Consider the following 21,172-nt stretch of genomic DNA (forward strand, 5'->3'; position numbering starts at 1 on the left):
AAAAATGTATAGCGCAGTAGAAAATTTCGTAGGCTTAGTAAGTGGGTTTTTATACACTTACTGGCTGGTGTTTGCTTTGATTTTATGTGGGCTTTACCTTAGTTTTAGGACAGGTTTTATACAGCTAAGGTTTTTAAAAGATGCTATTTTTGTGCTAAGAGAAAAGAGCCAAAAAGAGCATATTTCGCCTTTTGGCGCACTTATGGTCTCCACTGCGTCTCGTGTAGGCATAGGAAATATCGTAGGCGTGGCAGTAGCTATCGCAGGTGGTGGCGTGGGTGCGCTTTTTTGGATGTGGATAACTGCTATTTTAGGTGGAGCTAGTGCCTTTGTAGAGAGTACGCTAGCACAAGTGTATAAAAGAAGCGATGGCAAGCATAGTTACAAAGGCGGACCAGCGTATTATATAGAGAGCGCACTTAGCTCAAAAAGCTTTGGCGTGCTTTTTGCTATTAGTCTTATTTTGTGCTTTTCTTTTGGCTTTAATGGACTTCAATCCTACACCTTAGCATCTGCTTTTGATATCTATGCTGGTGGCTTTGAAAATACTAGCTTTAAGCTTTTTGTAGGCATTATAGTCGCTATTTTATCAGGCTATTTCTTTTTTAAAGGGGCTAAGGCAACAGCGTTTATAAGCTCTGTTTTGGTGCCTGCTATGGCACTTGGCTATTTGCTTGTGGCTTTATTTGTGATTTTTTCAAATATAGAAAAGCTGCCTATGATATTTTCTCATGTTTTTGAAGAAGCTTTTAACTTTGAAGCGATTTTCTCAGGCTTTGCAGGCTCAGCTATCGTAATAGGCATAAAACGTGGGCTTTACTCAAACGAAGCAGGCATGGGCTCAGCCCCAAACGCAGCAGCCTCAGCTCACACTAGCCACCCAGCCAAACAAGGTATGGTTCAAACGCTTTCAGTTTTTATTGACACCTTGGTGATTTGTTCGTGTTCTGCTTTTATGGTGCTTTGCGCTGATATTGTAAAAAACACAGAGCTAAAAGGCTTAGGGCTCATCCAAGGCGTTATGCAAGAGCATTTAGGTTCTTTTGGACTGCTTTTTGTTAGCGTTGCTATCGTGCTTTTTGCCTTTACTTCTATTATAGGCAATCACTTTTATGCAGAGGCAAACTTTAAGTTTATTAGCACTAGCAAGCGTGGGCTTTTTGTATTTAGGCTTTTGGCTATGCTTATGGTTTTTGTGGGGGCTCAGCTTAGCCTTAGCCTTGCGTGGGATTTGGCTGATGTGTTTATGGGCTTTATGGCTAGTGTAAATATAGTAGCAATTTTGCTACTTAGCAATATAGCCGTGCGTGTGCTAAAAGACTATCAAAAACAAAGAAAAGAAGGAAAAAATCCAGTATTTAAAGCCAGCGATGTAGGTATAAACAATACTGAGTTTTGGAAGTAAGAAATGCTTATAGGTGATTTAAATGGGGGGGGGGCGTATGAATGAGATTAAAAGGCTCTTTGAGGCTATCACGCCTTTTAAAGCCCTTCAAATCACAAAAATTGGTGGAATGACAAATACTAATTATTTAGTTAAAAGTGACGCAAATCATTATATCCTTAGAATTCCACCAAAAAACGCACAAGCTATAATAAATAGAGAACAAGAAAAACATATAGAAAAAGCACTTATGGGGGAGAGTATAAGCGCAAAATGCTTGTATTTTGATAGCAAAACAGGCATAAAAATAACAGAGTTTATAAACGCAAAAACTCTAAACTTCACAGATATGGGAAAACATTTTAACGCCCTTGCTAATAAACTAAAAGCTCTACACACTTCAAAACTAGATTTTAAATACCACTTTAATCCTGCTGATGAGATGAAAAAGTATCTAGAATTTGCTAGGAATTCTAGTTTTTGGTTTGATGAGCTTAAAAAAGGCTTAGAGCCTTTTTATCATCACTTAGAAAAAGTTAAAAATATAAATCAAAAATATTTTAACACTGAGTTTGTTTTTGCCCCTACGCATGGGGATTTGGTGCCACAAAATATATTAGTAAGCGATAAAGATATTAGACTAATTGACTGGGAGTACGCTGGGCTAAATGATCCGTGTTGGGACTTGGCATCATTTATAATAGAGTGTGAGCTTGGCTTGGAGCTTGAAAATGAGTTTTTGCTAGCATATGGTGCAGATGAGATAAAAAGGCAAAAAATAAAGTATTATAAAAACCTTGTAGATATACTATGGGCTGTGTGGGCAGTGGCAAAAAGCGATGAAAACACAAATTACATAGACTATGCAAAAACTAGGCTAAATGCTGCTTTAAATAGAGATGAAATATGATTTTTGGTTTATTTAGCGGTATTTTTTGGGCACTTGATACGATAGTGCTTTCTTATATAAGTGCGTTTGTGCTTATTATTTGCTTTTTTCATGATTTTATTGCTGTTTGGCTGCTATTTTTTACTAGCAAAATAAATCTAAAAAAGCAAGAGCTAAAAATCCTAATCCTAGCTGGTATTGCTGGTGGGCTTGGTATGATTTTATATTTGCTTGGCATTTATCTCTCATCAGCCAGTATAGCTGGAGTGCTTAGTAGCTTGTATCCTATATTTAGTGCGGTTTTAGCTCATTTTGTTTTAAGAGAGTATTTGAGTTTGTTAGGGTATTTTGGCTTGGTTTTGGCTATTTTTGGCACTTTTATGCTTTTTAATATAAATTTAAACGAGTTTAGCTTTCTTGGTGCTTTTTGTGCGCTTGGCTGCGCTTTTTGCTGGGGTAGTGAGTGCGTGATAGTAAAACTTGCGCTAAATAAAGGCACAGATGAAAAAACAGCACTTTTTATAAGGCAATGTGTTAGCAGCTTTTTTTCTTTTGTAGGAATTCTAGCTGTATTTAGCCTAGGTAAACTTGATTTTAGCCAGAGCAATCTTTATCTTGTTTGTGTTGCTAGCGTTTTAGGCACTATTTCGTATTTGTTTTATTACAAAGCAATCAGCAAACTTGGTGCGCTAAAAGCCATGGGACTAAATATCTCATACTCAGCATGGATAGTGGTTTTTGGTGTATTTTTTGGTAGTCAAATAAATATGTATTTATTGCTTTGTGCTCTCATTATAATTTTTGGATGCTTGCTTAGCAATGCAAAAACTATAAAAATTGAGGTAAAATGAACGCTATTATCTTAGCAGCAGGGCTTGGCAGCAGGCTAAAAGATATCACGCAAAAAACTCACAAAGCACTATTAAAGGTCTTTGATGAGCCAAATATCGAAAGGACAATTAAGTTTTTAAAAGAAATAAATGTGGATGAAATCTGCGTAGTGACTGGATATAAAGCAGAGGATTTTTTGTATTTAGAGAGTAAGTTTGGCGTAAAATTACTTTTTAATAAAAACTTTGCCACACAAAATAATCTAAGCTCCTTTTGTGTGGCATTAGAGTTTTTTGGTGATAGTTTTATCATAGATGCTGATGTGGTAATGCTAAAAAATATCTTAAAACAAGAAAAAAACTCTACTTTATACACTACGATTAGAAACTCGCCCAAAAAAGAATGGATACTAAAAACCAAAAATGGCTTTGCTAACAAGATTGAGATTGCTAGCAAAAAAGAACCATCTTTGCTTGGGATTTCGTATTTTAGCAAAGATGACGCTCTTAAAATCAAAGAAAAAATAAGCACTCTAAAACAAGAATTCTTTAATGACAGGAAGCTTTATTATGACAATGTTATTGCTAGTATGTATGATAAAATACAAATAAAGCAAAGAATAATAAATAATTCGCTAGTATGCGAAATAGATGATTTGGATGATATAAAAGAATTAGAAGAAAAAATGGCAAGGAAAATATAATGGCAAAAGTAGTGATTTTTGGCACAGGCGCAGCTGGTAGAGCTATATATAGAGCTATCAAAGACAAAGATGATATAGTAGCTTTCATAGATAATTCGCCTAGTAAAATAAATACTTTTTACAAAGGAATAAAAATCATCGCTCCAGCAGAGCTAAAAAAGCTAAACTTTGATGCTGTGCTTATAGGTGGGGTGTGGGCTGATGAGATGAGTGCTCAGCTATTAAACTTAGGCATAAGCAAAGAAAAAATAAAACTAATAGATGATAAAGACATAAGCTACTCGGCTGATAATAGGGCTAAAACTACAAATTACTATGTAAAAAGCTTAGTAGGAATTCTAGATGAACTAGGCTATGATTATTTTATAGATGGTTCAGGCTTGCTTAGTATTTTACGCAAAAGAGAATTAAGCGTAGTTAGCGATGTAGATATTATGCTTTTTGAGAATAAAAGTTTATCTAATTTAGCCAATATTCTACCCCAGGTTTTTCCTGAATTAAATATTGAAATTAGATATTGTCAAAAAGATTACGCTGCGAGAAAAAAAGGTGATATATTTAATATCATTATAAGTGATAATAGCGAAGAAAAGATGGTCTTAGATATAAATGCATATGATAAATATAAAAACTTCTATACCTTGCCTTATAATGAAAAATATTTTTATATCCCAAAAGAGTTTTTAGATGAGTTAATTAGTCTTGATTATAAGGATTTTAAGCTAAAAGCTCCAAAACGATATGATGAGTATCTAAGTTTAGTGTATGGCAAAAACTACTTAGAAATTCCAAAGCAATTTTTGGCAAATGACTATGGAAATTTGGTAGATTTTCAAACATTAAAAAAGCTATAAATTGCTAAAATTTTATAAATTTATTCTAAACTTACTTATTTTTTGCTAGAATTCAAGGCTTTATTTTTAAAGGATAAAAATGGTAAAAGTAGGAATTTTTGGCGCAAATGGCAAAATGGGGCGAGAGATAATCGCAAACTTAGATGGCTCTGGGGCTGTTCTAGCAGGGGCTTATGAGCGTGACCCAGCAAGCATAGCTGATCTTAAAGATGCTGTAAAGACTAGCCTTAAAGAGCTTTTTAGCAGTTGCGATGTGGTGATTGATTTTAGCGTGGCTGCTGCTAGCTTGGAGCTAATAAACTATGCTAGAACAAACCCAAAAGCGCTAGTAATAGGCACCACAGGACTTGGGGATCAGGGCGAAAATCTAATAAATCTAGCAAGTAATTCTATGCCGATTTTACAAGCTACAAATATGAGTCTTGGAGTAGCCGTGCTAAATAAGCTCTCAAAACTTGCTAGTAAAGCACTAGAAGACTTTGATATAGAAATCTGCGAAATGCACCACCGCCGCAAAGTAGATAGCCCAAGTGGCACTGCTCTAACCTTGGCTACAAGCGTGGCGCAAGCTAGAAATCTAGATCTAAATAAAGTGCGAGTTAGCGGCAGGGACGGACAAGTAGGTGCTAGAAGCAAAGATGAAATAGCTGTAATGAGCCTAAGGGGTGGAGATATCGTAGGTCGCCACACGGTGGGCTTTTATAATGATGGAGAGTTTATAGAGCTAAATCACACCGCTACAAGCCGTGCTACTTTTGCCAAAGGTGCTATAAAAGCAGCTATTTGGCTAGCTAATAAAGAGCCAAAGAGATATAGCATAGATGATTGTTTGGGACTATAAAAATGTGCGCAATAGTTGGAATCATAAATAGCGAACACGCAGCAAAATCAGCGTATTATGGACTTTTTGCTATGCAGCACAGAGGTCAAGAAGCAAGCGGTATAAGCGCAAATTTTGAGCATAAAATCAGCACCATAAAAGCAAAAGGTCTAGTAACAGAGGTTTTTAGCGAAGAAAAACTAAATACGCTAAAAGGCGCAATGGCAATAGGGCATAACCGCTACTCAACCGCTGGCAAAGAAAGTGGCAATGACGCCCAGCCAGTAGCTGCTAGGTATGCTTTGGGCGAGATTAGCATCGTTCATAATGGCAATCTTGTAAATAAAAAAGAAGTAAGAGAAAGCCTAGTAAAAAACGGCGCAATCTTTCAAAGCAATATGGATACTGAAAACATACTCCACCTAATCGCAAAAAGCTCAGCACCAAAGCTAAAAGATAGAATAATAGAAGCCCTAAAAGAGATAAAAGGCGCATACTGCCTACTTATAATGAGCCGCAAAAAGGTCTTTGCTGTGCGTGATGCATACGGTGTGAGGCCACTAAGCATAGGTAGGCTAAAAGATGGCGGATATATCGTAGCTAGTGAGACTTGTGCTTTTGATTTGCTAGGGGCTAGCTTCGTGCGTGATGTAGAACCTGGCGAAATGATCATCTTTGAAGAGGGTAAAGACAGCTTTGAGAGCATAAAAATCTTTGAGAGTGAGCCTAGAATTTGTGCTTTTGAATATATTTATTTTGCTAGGCCAGATAGCGTGATAGAGGGAAAAAGCGTATATGAGATGAGAAAACGCCTTGGCGCAGCACTAGCAAATAAAAGCTGTGAAAATTCCTGCGATACTTGCGGTAACATAAAAGCAAAAGCCGATCTAGTAATACCTGTGCCTGACTCTGGCGTGCCAGCAGCACTTGGATATGCGCAGAGTGCGAATATTCCTTTTGAGATGGCAATAGTAAGGAATCACTATGTAGGCAGAACTTTTATAGAACCAACGCAAGAAATTCGCAATCTAAAAGTAAAACTAAAGCTAAATCCTATGAGCTCAGTTTTAGCAGGAAAAAGCATAGTAGTAATCGATGATAGCATAGTGCGTGGCACAACTAGCAAGCGCATAGTAGAGATGCTTCGCCACGCAGGTGCAAAAGAAATTCACATGAAAATCGCAGCCCCACAAATCCGCTATGCTGAGGTTTATGGCATAGATACGCCAAACCGTGATGAGCTAATAAGTGCCAAGAAAACTTGCGCTCAGATTTGCGAGTATATAGGCGCTGATAGTTTGGAATTCCTAAGCATTGATGAGCTCGTAAAAGCTCTTGGAGATGAGAGAAAATACTCTCTTGTTAGTTTTGATGGTAATTATTTCATAAAATGAAAGGATAAAAATGTTAAAAAAATTGTTTTTAGTTGCGCTGTTTTTTGCGCTAAGTATGGCAGAAGAACCTGCTATAAAACCTGATCTAAAAATCGGCGACAATGAAATATATGTAATTTCATTGCTTGAAGCTAGCGTAGATCCTGATTTGCTAGTCCCAGAAAATACAAGCGATGAACAGCTTATAGAGCAAACTTACTCAAAAGATACTGACCCAAGGCTATATAATGTCGTGCTAGTAAAAAATCCTGATTTTACCATGCTTATTGATACTGGACTTTCAAGCACGACTTCAAAGCTAAAAGCAGAGCTAAAAAAACGAGGTGTAAAACCTGATCAAATCACGCAAGTAGCGGTCTCTCACGGACATCCTGACCACATCGGTGGGCTTGGAGAGACTGGAGCGACTTTTGCCAATGCTACTTTGCTCATAAACAAAGCTGAGTATGAATACTGGATGAAAAAAGGCGATGATAAGACCAAAAAACGCCTAAATATGTATAAAAAGCGCATGTTATTTTATATGAACGGAGAAAATCTAGTTACTAAAAATTCTAACATAAAGCCGATTTTTGTCCCAGGGCACACTCCTGGAATGACGATTTTTAACTTCAATGATGAGTTTTATGACATCGCTGATATGATATATGCTTTTGATGTGCAAATCAAACGCCCAGAAATCGCTCACATCTATGATATAGACAAAAAATCAGCTGTGGCTGAACGCAAAAAAATCTTAGAAATTTTTAAGAAAAACCCAGATATAAAGGTCATGGGCACACACTTTCCTTACAGCGAGCCTGAGCCACTAGAAGTGCCTTAAAATAAACTCAAATCTAGAATTCCTAGTATAAATTTCTTAGGAATTCTGGAATTCCTAGAATAAATCTAGAATTCCTAGTATAAATTTCCTAGGAATTCTAGAATTCCTAGTGGCTTTTTTCTAGCAAAATCTTTGCTACATTTGCGCTTGCGCCGTGGCTTAGATATTTTTTTAGCTTCAAGCAGCCCTTGGCAAAGGCGCTAGTATCACAGTCTTTATACGCAGCTAAAAGCGCAGCCGCACTTACCTCATCTTGGATTAGCTCAGCGTGAAGCGCAGCTTGTCCAAGAAAATCAAAAATAATATTTGCTAGCCCGATATGCTTTAACTTTCGTACAAAAAGTCTAGCCAAAAACACATCAATCGCCTTTGCCTTGTAGCACAGCACAAAAGGCGTGCCAATAAGCGCTGCTTGAAGCGTAGCTGTACCAGAACAAATAAAAGCAAAATCAGCTTGCGCCAAAAGAGAGTTTGCATCATAGCTTAGCTCAAAACCGCTAGTATCGCCGTAATACTCGCTTTCCTTGCCTTTTAGATGCGCTGGGACAGCGATGATTTTTCTGCCATCAAGCTTACTAGCAAGCTCTCTAAAAACCGGCATAAGCCGCCAAATCTCACTTCGCCTAGAACCTGGCAAAAAGGCAATTATTCCGCTTTTTTGCTTGCTTTTTTCTACCTTTATCTCATCTAAAAGTGGGTGTCCTACAAACTTACAGGGCGTTCCAAAATACTCACGCTCAAAGGGCAAAATGCTAAGTAGATTTTCGCAGTTTTGCGCTAAAATCTTAGCTCTATATTCTTTCCACGCCCAAACTTGTGGCAAGATGTAGTAATTTACCTTTATATTTGCTTTTTTTAAAGCCTTAGCTAGTGGCATGTTAAAGGCTGGAGAGTCGATTAGCAGCACGGTATCGCAGTCTTTTGCAAGCTCTACCATTTTTTTTAAAGCCCTTTTTGCCTTAGCAATTAGCCCTAAAACCTCTACAAAGCCCATTGCGCTAAACTCGCTGCTTTTGTGTAAAGCCCCACTATAACCCTCAAGCTCAAAAATACCGCAAAGCTCTATTTTTTCGTGCTTTTCTAGTTCTTTTATCACATGAGAGAGATGTAAGTTCGCAGAAGCCTCCAAGGCTGAGATTAGAATTTTCATAGATTAACCTTTTTTTGATATTATACCACACAAAAAGGCAAGAAATGAAAAATATCCTACTTACAAACGACGATGGCTACGACGCAAAGGGCATTAGAGAATTACACAAAGCACTAAAAGAGCGTTTTAAAGACGCAAATATCTGGCTAATAGCACCGCATTTACAAAAATCAGCTTGTTCGCACTCTATTACCTTACACCACCCTTTAAGACTAAAAAAACATGAAAAAGATATTTATAGCCTACATGACGGCACGCCTAGTGATTGCGTGTATGTAGGGCTTTCAAAGCTTTTTGATGGTAAAATTGATCTGGTAATTAGCGGTGTAAATCACGGCGCAAACTTAGGTGAAGATATCAGCTACTCAGGGACTTGCGCTGGGGCTATGGAGGCAGTATTGCGTGGAGTGCCAGCCCTTGCTAGTTCGCTGTATTACGAAAATGACAGCATAGAAAAATACAGCTACGACCTAGCCTGTAAAATCACCTGTGATATAGCAGCAAGAATTCTAGAATTCCCTCCAAAGCTAGGAGAAAGAGAGTTTTTAAACCTAAATATCCCAGCTTGTTCTAAGACTGATTTTAAGGGGCTAAAAGTAGCCAAAACCGGCAAGCGAAACTATGATACCAAGCTTGATATACGCATTGACCCAAGAGGTGGCGAGTATATCTGGCTAGGTGAGCCTGATGTGGTAGCCACGCTAGAAAACGATGATTGCGACATCACTTTAATTACCAAAAACTTTGCCACGCTAAGTCCAATAAAGGTCGATATGTGCGCTCATGCTAGCCTTGATGAGCTAGGGCTTTGGGCAAGGGGGATAAATGAGTAAGATTATATTTTTAGGCGCAGCTGGCTTTGTGGTGCTTATGCTTTTTGGGGCTTTTTTGACAGCTGTGATTTTGATGCTAAAAAATCTGCTCGCAAAAGATGAAATAAATGTAATTAGCATGATTTTAAAGGGTCATAATGTAAGCATAGCAGACCTTAATCGCCATATGCTAAACAACACTCCATCAAAAGACGATCTAGGCATACTTAGCGGATATTTTGTAGGCAATTTTACAATCCCAGCTAAAAACGCAGGCAAAATTCCAGCAAGCGCAAGAGAATATCTAGATTTTATCTCGCTTCATGCAGCCTCTGCTAACAGCGATGCTAAGATTATTTCATCATTTAATAGAGACTTAAAAGCCAAAAATCCAGACTACTCAAGCGAAATAGATGAGATAGAAAGCAAAGGTATAAAAGCTAGAAAATAAAGGGATAAAATGAAAGATATAACGCTAATTATTTTAGGGGCTGGGGATAGCACTCGCTTTGGCTTAGCGCAAAAAAAGCAGTGGCTTAGAAGTGGCGATGATCCATTTTGGCTAGTTTTGGCTAGGCGTCTTGCTAGCTACGCTGATTTTGAAAAAATCATCATTGTAGGCAGCGAGGCTGAGATAAAGCACATGAAGTATTTTGCCCCAGAGTTTTGCTACGCAAAAGGAGGAGCTACAAGGCAAGAGAGCTTAAAAAATGCTCTAGCTCTTGTAGATACGCCTTTTGTGATAAGCACGGACGCTGCTAGGCTGGGGGTTAGCAGTGAGCTTGTAAATAGACTAATAAAGAGCAAAGAAAAGGCTGATTGTATAGTCCCTGTATTAAAGTGCGCTGATAGCATAATATTTAATGGCTCTCATGCAAATAGAGACGAACTAGGGCTTATTGGCACACCGCAACTCTCACAAACCAAGCTTTTAAAATCTGCGCTAGAAAAAGGCGAGTTTTATAACGATGATAGCGCAGCAATAGCTGCTGTGGGCGGCAAAATCGCCTTTATGGAGGGCGATGAAAACGCCTTTAAACTAACTTATCAAAAAGACCTTTTAAAGCTTAAAAATCTTGGTTTTGCCCCTCCTACTAGCAGGGTTTTTAGCGGGCATGGTTTTGATGTTCACCGCTTTAAAGAAGGCGATTTTGTTACGCTTTGTGGCGTTAAAATCGCTCACGATAAAGGCGTTTTAGCCCACAGTGATGGGGACGCACCACTACATGCTTTGTGCGATGCGCTTTTTGGCGCAGCAGCCCTTGGCGATATAGGCGAGTTTTTTCCTGATAATGATCCAAAGTTTAAAGGGGCTGATTCTACGCAGCTTTTGCGTGAGTGCGCAAGGGTGGTAAAAAGCTATGGATTTGAGATAATAAATGCTGATATAACCATACTTTGCGAAAAGCCAAAAATCACTCCACACAAAGAAGCAATGCGAAAAAATGTCGCAGACGCCCTAGCACTAGCGCAAAATTTTGTAAATATCAAGGCCACAACAATGGAGAAAATGGGCTTTATCGGCACTGGCGAGGGCTTTGGTGCAATCGCTACTGCTAGCATTAGATATTTTGATTGGAGTAAAGGCGAGCCAAAATTATACTAGGAATTCTAGAATTCCTAGTATTTTATTAGCCTTTTATCTAGGAATTCTAGATTTTTTAACCAAAAATTTAGAAATTTCTGCTAAATTCATAGCCCTAAAAAAATCAAAGGAGTAAAAATGAGTCTATACAATAGAAATATGCCTCAAAATAACTATGAGAGCAGCGCATTTGGTGGTGCTTTTGAACAAAGCGCACAAAGAGAGGCAACAAGCGCAAGAGCTACATTTGTAAAACAAACTTACCAACTACTAGCTGCTAGCTTGCTAGCTGCCACAGCTGGTGCGTATATCGGCACAAATAGCGCATCTTTGCTAAGCGGTGGGGCTTATTGGATAGCAGTTATTGCTGAGTTTGCTTGTCTTTTTGGGCTTATGTATGCTAGAAAAAACGCAAAATTAGCTTTAATCTTACTTTTTGCTTTTACCTTCATTAGCGGACTTGTTCTTGGCCCTACGCTTGCTCGCTATATCGGTGCAGGTATGGGAAATGTTATCACACAAGCCTTTTTGATGACAACAGTGGCTTTTGGCGGACTTAGTGTATTTGCTATGAATACCAAGCGTGATTTTAGCGCAATGGGCAAGTTTTTATTTATCGCTTTAATCGTAATTGTAGTAGCATCACTAATTAATATTTTCGTAGGCAGTTCTATGCTTAGCCTTGCTGTTTCTGGTGCAGGTGCTTTGATTTTTAGCGGTTATATCCTATATGATACTCAAAACATCATTCGTGGCGCATATGATAGCCCTGTGCTAGCAGCAGTTTCGCTATATCTTGATATACTAAATCTATTTATATCGCTACTTCACATTCTAGGCGCACTAAATAACAATAAATAAAAGGTTTTGCCGTGAGTACTTTATTTTTGGTTTTACAATTTGTTTTTGCTATCGTGCTAACTATTGCGATTTTACTACAAAAGTCAAGTTCTATCGGTCTTGGTGCGTATTCTGGTAGCAATGAAAGCCTTTTTGGCGCAAAAGGACCAGCTGGCTTTTTAGCTAAGTTTACCTTTTTAGTAGGTGCGCTCTTTATCTTAAATACTATCGCACTTGGCTATACATACAATGAAAGCTTGCGCGGGTCTCTTACGCAAAGCAAAGAGTTTAAATCTCTAGTACCTGATGCTGCACCGGCTGCGCCTATTAGCGATGCGCCAGCTGCGCCTGTGATGGATACAAACCAAACACAAGCAGTGGATGAAAATCAAACATCTATAGCCCCAAGTGCTGATACAAACACCACTGATACAAATGCCACAAAATAAGGATAAAAAATGATAGCACAAATACTAAAAAACCAAGAAGAACACGGCAACAAAAGCTTAGAGGCTCTAAAGCGTGATTTTGGCACGCTGCGTTCTGGTAAGGTAAATATTGCGATTTTAGATCATATCACAGTAGACTACTACGGCACGCCAACCCCGCTAAATCAAGTAGCTACCGTGCTTGCAACAGATGCTAGCACCATAGCTATCACTCCGTGGGAGAAAAAAATGCTAAAAGATATAACTAGCGCGCTAGCAGCGGCAAATCTTGGCGTAAATCCTACAAATGATGGCGAGTGTGTGAAACTCTTTTTCCCACCGATGACAAAAGAAGATAGAGAAAAAAGCGCAAAAGAAGCCAAAGCAATGGGCGAAAAAGCCAAGGTCTCAGTTCGTAATGTTCGCAAAGAAGCAAATGATGAGATCAAAAAAATAGAAAAAGATAAAAGCATGGGCGAAGATGAGATCAAGCGTGGCTATGACGATGTCCAAAAGCTAACTGATAAGTTCATAGAAAAAATAGATGAGCTTGTAGCACATAAAGAAAGCGAGCTTATGAAAATATGAACTTAGAGAGTGTTTATAAAGAGGCTGGAGCGTATTTAGAAGGGCATTTTTTGCTAAGTAGTGGCAATCACTCGCAGTTTTATTTACAAAGTGCAAAAGTGCTTGAAAATCCAGCCTTGGCTGGCAAACTAGCTAATGAGCTTTTTAGCGTGATAAAAAATGCTGGGATTAGCTTTGAGAGTGTGTGTTCGCCTGCGCTTGGTGGAATTCTAGCTGGATATGAGCTGGCTCGTGCTGGTAACAAGCGCTTTATTTTTACAGAGCGAGTAGATGGGCAAATGACTCTGCGCCGTGGCTTTGAGGTAAAAAAAGGCGAGAAATTCATTATCTGCGAAGATGTGATAACAACTGGTGGCTCAGCAGTGGAGAGCGCAAAAATCATTGAAAGCCTTGGCGGAGAGGTAGTAGGATATGCTGCCTTAGCAAGTAGAGGTTTTTGTAAAATGGTGGGTGGCTTAGAAAAGCAAGCTCCAAATGCCAAATTACCTAGCGATAAGCCATTTTTTGCCCTTGGCGAGTTTGGTTTTGCTATGTTTACGCCTGATGAGTGTCCGCTGTGTAAAAGTGGGTCTAAGGCTATAAAACCAGGAAGCCGTGGCAACTAAAATCTAGAATTCCTAGTATAAAAAACTAGAATTCCTAAAATAGAATTTGGAATTCCATAAAAGCAAAATTGGAATTCCTAGGACTTTTTAATAAACATTTAGAATTCTTAAAATGGAATTTAAAATTCCTAGAATAAAAATTTAGAATTCTTAAAATAGAGTTTAGAATTCCTAGAACGGAATTTGGAATTCCGTAAAAGCAAAATTGAAATTCTTAAAATGGAATTTAGAATTCCCTAAAAGCAAAATCTAGAATTCCTAGCATTAAAATCCTAGGAATTCTAGATTTTTAAAAGCATTTTAAAGGGCTAAAATGAACAAAACTAAAAGCACACAAAACAGCCCAAAATCAAGTCAAAAAGCAAAACCAGCCCCACTTATTTTGCGCTTTAAAGCTTTTATTATTGATATGTTTTTAATAGCTGCGCCGCTACTTTATTTTACTGCTTATATCGTGCTAAATGGCAAAGATGATTTTCAGCAAAATCAGCTTGCGATTTTTGTACTTTGGGCTGTTTTTGGGCTGATTCAATCGCTGTTTTTTGCCAAAACTGCCGCAAGTCCTGGATACAAAGCCCAAGGCATTTACGCAGTTGATAGTAGCGGCAAAAAGGCAGCCTTTCATCAGTATTTGCTGCGTTATATTTGTTTTGTGATGCTTTTTGTAGTTGGTGGGACGATAATAGCCTTTTTTCGCAAGGACAAAAGAGCCTTACACGACATTATTTCTCGCACAATTGTAGTGATAAAAACCGAGCAAAAAAGCTGATTTTTAAGCAAAATTTGGCTAAAATCAGCCCCTAAAAAATCAATAAAGAAAGTTTAAAAGATGTTTGCTTCTTTACTTAATAGAATAATAGTCGCAGCCTTGCTTATAATAGCATTTAGCGTGCTTGTTGTGCTTGATAGCTTTTGGCTAAACTTCGCAGTTTTTGCCCTGCTTTTATGCGTGGCGATGTATGAGAGTTTGCCGCTTTATGGGTTAAATCAAAAGTTTTTAATCATCATCGCCCTTGTGTTTTTTAGCTTTTCAATCTTTTTAAATCCACTTTTTGCTATGCTTACTATGCTCTGCCTTGTAGCTGGCGGCGTAGCTTTTGTAAAAAGCCCTGAACCAAAGCTGATTTTGCCTTTTCTCTATCCAGCTGCGCCTGTTTTTGCGCTATTTGCGCTATTAAACGAGTGTGGCATGCTCTGCCTTGTCTGGCTTGTGATCACCGTAGCTACGAGCGATACAGCAGCCTTTGCTTGTGGCAAAATTTTGCGCCTTAAAAAGCCTGATATCTTGCGCTCACTAAGCCCAGCAAGTCCAAATAAAAGTATCCAAGGTGCCTTGGCTGGCGTTATTTTGGGTAGTTTTGCAGGCGCGCTTTATGCTAGTATTTTTGTAGATGTTAGCTTTTTTGTAGCACTTGGTGCTAGTGTGCTAGCGTGCGTGTTTGGTGTGTTTGGCGATTTGTTTGAGAGTTATTTAAAGCGTCTTAGCGATGTCAAAGACAGCGGCAAGATTTTAGGCGAGCATGGTGGCGTGCTTGACCGCTTTGATGCGATTTTCTTTGGCGCGATTGCTATGTTGGTGGTGCTTGCTTGATAGTCTTAGGAAGCACCGGCAGCATCGGCAAAAACGCCCTTAACCTAGCCGGGGAGTATGGACTTAGCGTAACAGCCCTAGCCTGCGCATCAAACTACAAGCTTTTAAATGCGCAGATTAAAGACTTTGCACCAAAGCTAGTTTTTATAAAAGATAAAAAATTAGCAAAATTTGTAAATCACAGCCGTGTATTTTGTGGCGATATAAGAGAATTTCTAAGGGCTTGTGCTAGCGAGTGCGATTCTAGTAAAACCACGCTAATAAACGCACTTGTGGGCTTTGGGGGGCTTGTGCCTAGCAAGCTAGCGGGGGAGTTAGGATTTAATCTAGCCTTAGCAAATAAAGAAAGTTTAGTAGCTGGTGGGGCTTTTTTAGACACTGCTAAAATCACGCCAATTGACAGCGAGCATTTTGGCTTAAAGTTTTTGCTTTCCAGTAAGCTAGCAGAGCCAAAAAGGCTTATTATTACAGCATCAGGCGGGGCAGTAGTGGATATAAAAAGCCCCAAAAAAATAGCTAGTCTTAGCCGCAAAAAAGCCCTAAAACATCCTAACTGGAATATGGGCGCAAAAATCACAATTGATAGCGCTAGCATGGCAAATAAGCTTTTTGAGGTGCTTGAGGCTTATCATCTTTATGGTATAAAAAACATAGATGCGCTTATTGAGCGAACTAGCAAGGTTCATGCAATAGTTAGCTTTGATGATGGCTCTAGCACGGCGCATATTAGCTTGCCTGACATGCGCTTAGCTATTGCGCATGCGCTTAGTTTGGCTGGGAATTCTAGAATTCCTAGTCAAACTAAGCAAGTTTTGCCTGATTTTGATTTTTTGGGGGCAAAATTTACTTTTGAGAAAATATCTTTAAAAAAATATCCTATATTTAGCCTAAAAAATGAAGTGCTAAAAAAGCCAAAATCAGGCGTGATAATAAACGCTGCAAATGATGTAATGGTAGCTAGATTTTTAGCAGGCAAATGCGCCTTTGGTGATATTGCTAAAAACATTTTAAAAATATATGAAAAATATAATAATATAGATATTTCATCATTTGAAGATGTTTTAGAGGCTGATTTGATGATAAGGAAAGTTTTAAAATGATAAAAAATATATTTTTAGCTCTTTTTGCTTTTAGCTTAGTTTTGGCTGAACCTAGCTTTTCGCTTATTAAAAAAGGCGAGGAAAATAAAGAAGCCGTGCTAGTAATAGGAGGCATACAAGGCGACGAGCCAGGCGGGTTTTTTAGCGCAAATCTGCTAGCAACTGAGTATAATGTAACAAAAGGCGCACTTTGGGTCGTGCCAAATCTAAACTTTCCAAGCATAGTAAAAAATAATCGTGGCGCAGCTGGAGATATGAATAGAAAGTTTGCTAAAATCAGTCCAGAAGACCCTGATTATAAAGCAGTAAATTTCATCAAAGATATCATTACGCACAAAGAAGTAGCTTTTGTCGTGCATTTACACGATGGTAGCGGCTTTTATAGACCAGAGTTTATAGATGCTAAACACAGCCCTGCTAGGTGGGGAAACTGCGCTATAATAGACCAAAGCGAGCTAAAAGGCGTTAAATACGGCGAGCTTGAAATAAACGCAAACCGCATAGTAAAAACAATAAATGAAAAAATCAAAGACAAAGAACATATCTATCATCTAAAAAACACACACACCGCCCAAAAAGGTAGCAAAGATGCCGAGCAGCTAAACTCTCTAACCTACTTTGCTATCACAAAAAACAAGCCAGCTTATGCAAATGAAGCTAGCAAAGAACTAGATGTCTACACTCGCATCTACTATCATCTTATCGCCCTTGAAGAGTACATGCGTATAGCTGGAGTGGAGTTTGAGCGTTCTTTTGAACTAAGCTTAAAAGGTATAAAAGAAGTAATGAAAAAAGAGATTAGGCTAAGCCTTTTTGATGATAGGTTCTTGCTTGCCCTAAAAGATCCAAGAGCTAGTATAAACTACATTCCAACGCCGATAAATCAGCAGTTTTCAAGTAATTATCAAAGCCAAAATCCGCTTGTTGCTATCGTAGATGAAACACGCAAAGGCAAAAAGGGCAAAGAGACAAATATTTATTATGGAAATAGACTGCTTACAAGCATTAGGCCACAGTATTTTGAGTTTGGTCATAGTTTGCCTGCTGCTAGTGTTAAAGTAGATGGACGAGATGAGATTGTTACCTTTGGTAGCAAAATCCACGTAGATGATAATATAATCATAAACTCACAAAAAAATGTGCGTGTAAATGTAATAGGCTATGAAAATCCTAGCAAAAAAGAAACTGATGTAAAAATCACCAAAAAAGATATACAAAGAAATTACAGCATTGATAAGGCTGGTAAGATTTTTAGAGTAGAGTTTTATGAGCAAGAAAGCGGCAAAAAAGACAAGTTTTTAGGTATGTTTTTGGTAGAATTTGCTAGGCTTGAGGCACTAAGTATCAAGCAAGGCTAAAAGGAGAAGTAAATGTCTATAATTGAAGGCGCAATTCGCTTTATGCACACAGGCTTTAACGAGCACAAAGAGCTTTTTAACAAGCTAAAACAAGCTCAAAATCCACACACGCTATTTATTGGCTGTTCTGATTCTCGTGTGGTGCCAACTCTTATCACCCAGACCCTGCCAGGAGAGCTTTTTGTCGTACGAAATGTAGCAAATATAGTGCCAAAATACCGTTTAAAAGATGAGTTTTTGGCTACAACTAGTGCTATTGCTTATGCGATAATTGCTTTAAATGTAGAAAATATCGTGGTTTGTGGGCATAGCAATTGTGGTGGTTGTGAGGCTATCTGGCATCCAAAAAAGCTAGAAAATATGCCAAGCGTAGCAAACTGGCTGCGCCAGCTAGATGATGTAAAGCACGAAATACAAAACTCTGATGCTCCGCTTGAAGAGCGTGCGTGGCTTACTGAGAGGCTTTGTATTTTACAAAGTTTAGAAAATCTGCGCACCTTTCCGCAGGTAAAAGAGCGTGAAGAAAAGGGCGAGCTAAAGCTCTTTGGCTGGCATTATATAATAGAAACTGGCGAGGTTTTTAGCTACAAAAATGGCGAGTTTATACTACTAAATAAGGAGCAAAAATGAGAAATTATGATGATTTTGATGAGGATATAGAGGGACAAGAAGACAGCCGTTATAACGAGGATTACGAGGACGAAGATGACGGCTTTGACGATGATTTTAGCAGTGGCAAAAGCTATAATTACGACGATGATGACTACGAGTATGATGATGGCAGCGACGAAGAAGATGAGTACTAAATAGATTAAAATTACTTTTTTTGCTTCGCATCCGCTGGTTGGGGGTTAGGGGGTATTTTTTATCTTTGGAATTCTAGTTTAGGAATTCTAGTTTAAAGAATTCTCTTTAGGAATTCTAGATTAGGAATTCTCTTTAGGGAATTTTAGAATTCCTAGGTAAAATACCCCCTAACCCCCAAAAACTAAGCAACCAGCGGATGCGAAGCGAAAATAGGAATTCTAGTTTAAGAATTCTAGATTGGAATTCTAGTTTAAGGAATTCTCTTTGAGGAATTCTCTTTGGGAATTCTAGATTATTTTATATCTATCATCTTTGCGCTTTAGGGCCTTTGGGGATTCATCAGGGACGCCAAGGGTTAGCATAGCTAGCATTTGACCTTTATCTTTTGCGTAGCGGTCTTTAAAAGTCTGCGCAAAGCCCACATTTATAGGCGCTCTCATCCAGCAAGTCCCAAGCCCAAGCCCGCTAGCAGCTAGGCACAAATTTTGCACAGCTGCTGCGATGCTTTGTGTAAGGGCACTTTCGCTACTCTCATCATAGGGCTTTTGAGAAAAAACCAGCACATAAACGCTAGCTGCGCCAAGACTTTTTATAAAGCTTAAAGTCTGCGCTGCTACATCAGGATGCTCCTTAAAATACTCTTCAAGCGGTGCTTTCATCTGTGCTGCGACTTGCTGCATAATGCCCAGAATATAGCTTTTCTCGCTCTCATCACGCACCGCTACAAAATACCACGGCTGCGTGTTTTTTGAACTTGGTGCCATACAAGCAGCATTTAGGATTTGCTCTAAATCAGCCTTAGAAATTTCAGTATTTTTATATTTTCTAACCGAGCGACGAGAGTTTATAGCTTCAAAAATATCCATTTATTATCCTTTTTCTGCCAAGCTTAAAAACATAGTCTTTTTGCGCTTTAGCGTAGGTAGATGTGCTAGGAGCTAGCACGAGCGCAGATAAAAACAAAAGTTCATCAAGCGAGCCACTAACATATCTATCTGCTTAGTCTATCTTTGAGCAGATGTGCTAAAAGTGAGTGAAGTGCGAGTGTAGGCGCACTAGTAGTGCGTCAAACGAAGCACAAACGAACTTTTAGTACAGATGCCAAAGAGAGGCAAGCAGGGCTGTGACTATAAGCCGAGTTCTGTTTATGTAGCCATTTATCTCGCCCCAATGTCACCAAAGGGATCTAGCGAAGCGTAAAATCTCAGAGCTTTACCACCGCTTCTTGCTGCAAGCTGGGTTTACATAGCTGCGTGGCTTGTTCTTGCCTGCGCACTGGTGGGCTTTTACCCCGCCGTTTCACCTGTACCATTGCTGGTAGTTTGCTTTCTGTTGCACTATCCCTAGGCTCTCGCCCGACGCCTGTTAGGCGTAGCTTTGCTCTGATGCAGCTCGGACTTTCCTCTACTTTTGTAGCGACTACTTGCCACAGCAAGCGCAATTATAGCACAATTTTAGCGAGCTTGGCGAAATTTTATATACGCAAAGCTGCCAAGCACTACAATAGGCGCAATTATTGCTAGTTCAGCATTTAAAGTCCCAGAGCTGCTAAGGCGAGATAGCGCATAAAGCAGACCCCACACGCACAGCGTAGATATCACAAAGCCAAAGCCTAGCAAAGCAAGATTGCTATACCTTGGTATAGCAGGGGCGTAGTAATAAAGTGCTAGCAAGCCAAAAGGCGCAAAAAATGGGAAAAAAAGAGAAAGATACAGCGAGGTTTTAATAAGTGCTATATTTATATCATCGCCTATTGTTTGATATATCGTAGCTATAGCGTGGATGATAGAATACGAAGTAGCTGAGCGGTTTAGGTTTGAAAGAAGCCTAGGCTCAAAGCCCTCAAGCACCTCGTAATTCATATTTGCCTCATAGCTAAGCGCAGTTTTACCAAGCGCTAGGTCTGTTGGCAAAATTTGAGTGTAGGCAGTTTTAGCTATCCATTTATCTTTGCTAAAACTCACATCCATAGCTAGCACTTTTTTTACAAGCTTAGCATCTTCAATCTCAAAAATATAGGCAAAAGGTGCGGTTTTGTTCATTTCATCTATGGTGGCAAAATATATAAAGTTATTTTTGTTTTTGATAAAAGCTGAGTTAAAAGAAAAAAAGTTTTTTGAATTAAGCTCTAAAATGGAGTTTTTTACATCCTTTGCATAGGCTGCTGGAGTGCATTGAAGTAGCACAAAAAGCCCTGTAATCACACAAGAGATAATAAAAACAGGTTTAATAAGAGCATTTTTACTAACCCCAAGGGCGTAAAAAGCCACTAGCTCGCCACTTCTAAGCAGCAGTATCAGCGAAATAATAAGCGCAAAAACAAGCGAGAGCGGAAGCAAAAAAGGCACCGCAGAAGCAGCAGAAAACACCACAAAAAGCACTGCTAAGTTTGCGCTTTTTGGTAGTAGCGCAAGATTATTTAGCACATCAATAGCTACAAAAAACAGCTCTAAGGCTAAAAAAACGATAAAAAAATACTTTAAATAAATAAAACTAATATACTTTATAAAAACTTTCATCTTAATTTCTTTTAAAAAATAGAGCAAATTCTAGCTAAATTATTCATAATTTTGGCTAAAATTGCGAGCAAATTTCGCTAGATTTCTAGCA

The 21,172-nt window shown here is 38.7% G+C and carries 24 protein-coding genes and 1 other RNA gene; 21 read left to right on the plus strand and 4 right to left on the minus strand.

The features are described from left to right. The first annotated feature begins 4 nt into the window (after positions 1-4). The 8 genes from PTQ34_RS05820 to PTQ34_RS05855 all read left to right on the plus strand — a co-directional run bounded on the left by PTQ34_RS05820 (position 5) and on the right by PTQ34_RS05855 (position 7,698). Positions 5-1,405, plus strand: coding sequence for an alanine/glycine:cation symporter family protein (locus PTQ34_RS05820; RefSeq protein ID WP_273932589.1), 1,401 nt, complete (start codon positions 5-7; stop codon positions 1,403-1,405). A 37-nt stretch (positions 1,406-1,442) separates the two neighbouring features. Further along, positions 1,443-2,294: a choline kinase family protein gene (locus PTQ34_RS05825; protein ID WP_273932591.1), complete on the plus strand. Its 852-nt coding sequence runs from the start codon at positions 1,443-1,445 to the stop codon at positions 2,292-2,294. Further along, entirely contained in the window at positions 2,291-3,124 is an 834-nt protein-coding gene (locus tag PTQ34_RS05830) for a DMT family transporter (protein WP_273932594.1), read from the plus strand. The genes PTQ34_RS05825 and PTQ34_RS05830 overlap by 4 nt, the downstream gene beginning before the upstream one ends. After that, positions 3,121-3,807 carry an NTP transferase domain-containing protein gene (locus PTQ34_RS05835; protein ID WP_273932595.1) on the plus strand — a complete coding sequence of 229 codons (687 nt, stop codon included), beginning with the start codon at positions 3,121-3,123 and terminating at the stop codon, positions 3,805-3,807. Before PTQ34_RS05830 ends, PTQ34_RS05835 begins: the two co-directional genes overlap by 4 nt. Continuing rightward, complete coding sequence (locus PTQ34_RS05840; protein WP_273932596.1) at positions 3,807-4,661, plus strand: nucleoside-diphosphate sugar epimerase/dehydratase; 855 nt, start codon at positions 3,807-3,809, stop codon at positions 4,659-4,661. Before PTQ34_RS05835 ends, PTQ34_RS05840 begins: the two co-directional genes overlap by 1 nt. Before the next feature lie 79 nt (positions 4,662-4,740). Then, positions 4,741-5,502 (plus strand): 4-hydroxy-tetrahydrodipicolinate reductase, encoded by a 762-nt coding sequence (gene dapB / locus PTQ34_RS05845; protein ID WP_273932598.1) that lies wholly within the window; start codon positions 4,741-4,743, stop codon positions 5,500-5,502. Positions 5,503-5,504: 2 nt separating this feature from the next. Then, positions 5,505-6,875 carry an amidophosphoribosyltransferase gene (gene purF / locus PTQ34_RS05850; protein ID WP_273932600.1) on the plus strand — a complete coding sequence of 457 codons (1,371 nt, stop codon included), beginning with the start codon at positions 5,505-5,507 and terminating at the stop codon, positions 6,873-6,875. Positions 6,876-6,885: 10 nt separating this feature from the next. Next, on the plus strand, positions 6,886-7,698 hold the full coding sequence (locus PTQ34_RS05855) for an MBL fold metallo-hydrolase (protein WP_273932601.1): 813 nt from the start codon (positions 6,886-6,888) through the stop codon (positions 7,696-7,698). Positions 7,699-7,804: 106 nt separating this feature from the next. On the opposite strand, the gene lpxB is transcribed toward PTQ34_RS05855, so the two are convergent. Then, positions 7,805-8,848 carry a lipid-A-disaccharide synthase gene (lpxB, locus tag PTQ34_RS05860; protein ID WP_273932602.1) on the minus strand — a complete coding sequence of 348 codons (1,044 nt, stop codon included), beginning with the start codon at positions 8,846-8,848 and terminating at the stop codon, positions 7,805-7,807. Between the two features lie 44 nt (positions 8,849-8,892). Between lpxB and surE the strand changes: the two genes are divergently transcribed. The 13 genes from surE to PTQ34_RS05925 all read left to right on the plus strand — a co-directional run bounded on the left by surE (position 8,893) and on the right by PTQ34_RS05925 (position 18,561). Beyond that, positions 8,893-9,681: a 5'/3'-nucleotidase SurE gene (gene surE, locus PTQ34_RS05865; protein ID WP_273932603.1), complete on the plus strand. Its 789-nt coding sequence runs from the start codon at positions 8,893-8,895 to the stop codon at positions 9,679-9,681. Further along, positions 9,674-10,111 carry a hypothetical protein gene (locus PTQ34_RS05870; protein WP_273930981.1) on the plus strand — a complete coding sequence of 146 codons (438 nt, stop codon included), beginning with the start codon at positions 9,674-9,676 and terminating at the stop codon, positions 10,109-10,111. The genes surE and PTQ34_RS05870 overlap by 8 nt, the downstream gene beginning before the upstream one ends. 9 nt (positions 10,112-10,120) lie before the next feature. Further along, positions 10,121-11,266, plus strand: a complete 1,146-nt coding sequence (locus PTQ34_RS05875; protein ID WP_273932604.1) for a bifunctional 2-C-methyl-D-erythritol 4-phosphate cytidylyltransferase/2-C-methyl-D-erythritol 2,4-cyclodiphosphate synthase — start codon at positions 10,121-10,123, stop codon at positions 11,264-11,266. A 117-nt stretch (positions 11,267-11,383) separates the two neighbouring features. Further along, positions 11,384-12,106 (plus strand): Bax inhibitor-1/YccA family protein, encoded by a 723-nt coding sequence (locus PTQ34_RS05880; RefSeq protein WP_273930979.1) that lies wholly within the window; start codon positions 11,384-11,386, stop codon positions 12,104-12,106. Positions 12,107-12,117: 11 nt separating this feature from the next. Further along, a complete protein-coding gene (gene secG / locus PTQ34_RS05885) occupies positions 12,118-12,534 on the plus strand; it encodes a preprotein translocase subunit SecG (protein WP_273932605.1) in 417 nt (138 codons plus the stop codon). Positions 12,535-12,543: 9 nt separating this feature from the next. After that, positions 12,544-13,101, plus strand: coding sequence for a ribosome recycling factor (frr, locus tag PTQ34_RS05890; protein ID WP_273930977.1), 558 nt, complete (start codon positions 12,544-12,546; stop codon positions 13,099-13,101). After that, entirely contained in the window at positions 13,098-13,706 is a 609-nt protein-coding gene (gene pyrE, locus PTQ34_RS05895) for an orotate phosphoribosyltransferase (RefSeq protein WP_273932606.1), read from the plus strand. The genes frr and pyrE overlap by 4 nt, the downstream gene beginning before the upstream one ends. 313 nt (positions 13,707-14,019) lie before the next feature. Further along, a complete protein-coding gene (locus tag PTQ34_RS05900) occupies positions 14,020-14,475 on the plus strand; it encodes an RDD family protein (RefSeq protein WP_273932607.1) in 456 nt (151 codons plus the stop codon). Positions 14,476-14,535: 60 nt separating this feature from the next. Next, complete coding sequence (locus PTQ34_RS05905) at positions 14,536-15,297, plus strand: phosphatidate cytidylyltransferase (protein ID WP_273932609.1); 762 nt, start codon at positions 14,536-14,538, stop codon at positions 15,295-15,297. Next, a complete protein-coding gene (locus tag PTQ34_RS05910) occupies positions 15,294-16,397 on the plus strand; it encodes a 1-deoxy-D-xylulose-5-phosphate reductoisomerase (protein ID WP_273932610.1) in 1,104 nt (367 codons plus the stop codon). Before PTQ34_RS05905 ends, PTQ34_RS05910 begins: the two co-directional genes overlap by 4 nt. Next, positions 16,394-17,755: a M14 family metallopeptidase gene (locus PTQ34_RS05915; RefSeq protein ID WP_273932611.1), complete on the plus strand. Its 1,362-nt coding sequence runs from the start codon at positions 16,394-16,396 to the stop codon at positions 17,753-17,755. The genes PTQ34_RS05910 and PTQ34_RS05915 overlap by 4 nt, the downstream gene beginning before the upstream one ends. A 12-nt stretch (positions 17,756-17,767) precedes the next feature. Then, the gene (locus PTQ34_RS05920) at positions 17,768-18,385 is read left to right on the plus strand and encodes a carbonic anhydrase (RefSeq protein WP_273932612.1); all 618 of its coding nucleotides are present in this window, start codon (positions 17,768-17,770) and stop codon (positions 18,383-18,385) included. After that, on the plus strand, positions 18,382-18,561 hold the full coding sequence (locus PTQ34_RS05925; protein ID WP_273930970.1) for a highly acidic protein: 180 nt from the start codon (positions 18,382-18,384) through the stop codon (positions 18,559-18,561). The genes PTQ34_RS05920 and PTQ34_RS05925 overlap by 4 nt, the downstream gene beginning before the upstream one ends. Before the next feature lie 288 nt (positions 18,562-18,849). Here PTQ34_RS05925 and PTQ34_RS05930 read toward each other — a convergent pair whose 3' ends face one another. From PTQ34_RS05930 to PTQ34_RS05940, 3 genes are all read right to left on the minus strand, one after another. Next, positions 18,850-19,428 carry a nitroreductase family protein gene (locus PTQ34_RS05930; RefSeq protein ID WP_273932613.1) on the minus strand — a complete coding sequence of 193 codons (579 nt, stop codon included), beginning with the start codon at positions 19,426-19,428 and terminating at the stop codon, positions 18,850-18,852. 248 nt (positions 19,429-19,676) lie between these two features. After that, positions 19,677-19,997, minus strand: an RNA gene (rnpB, locus tag PTQ34_RS05935) — RNase P RNA component class A. A 19-nt stretch (positions 19,998-20,016) separates the two neighbouring features. Then, positions 20,017-21,081: an LptF/LptG family permease gene (locus tag PTQ34_RS05940; RefSeq protein WP_273932614.1), complete on the minus strand. Its 1,065-nt coding sequence runs from the start codon at positions 21,079-21,081 to the stop codon at positions 20,017-20,019. Positions 21,082-21,172: the final 91 nt, after the last annotated feature.

The organism is Campylobacter magnus (assembly GCF_028649595.1).
In the GTDB taxonomy this organism is placed as follows: domain Bacteria; phylum Campylobacterota; class Campylobacteria; order Campylobacterales; family Campylobacteraceae; genus Campylobacter; species Campylobacter magnus.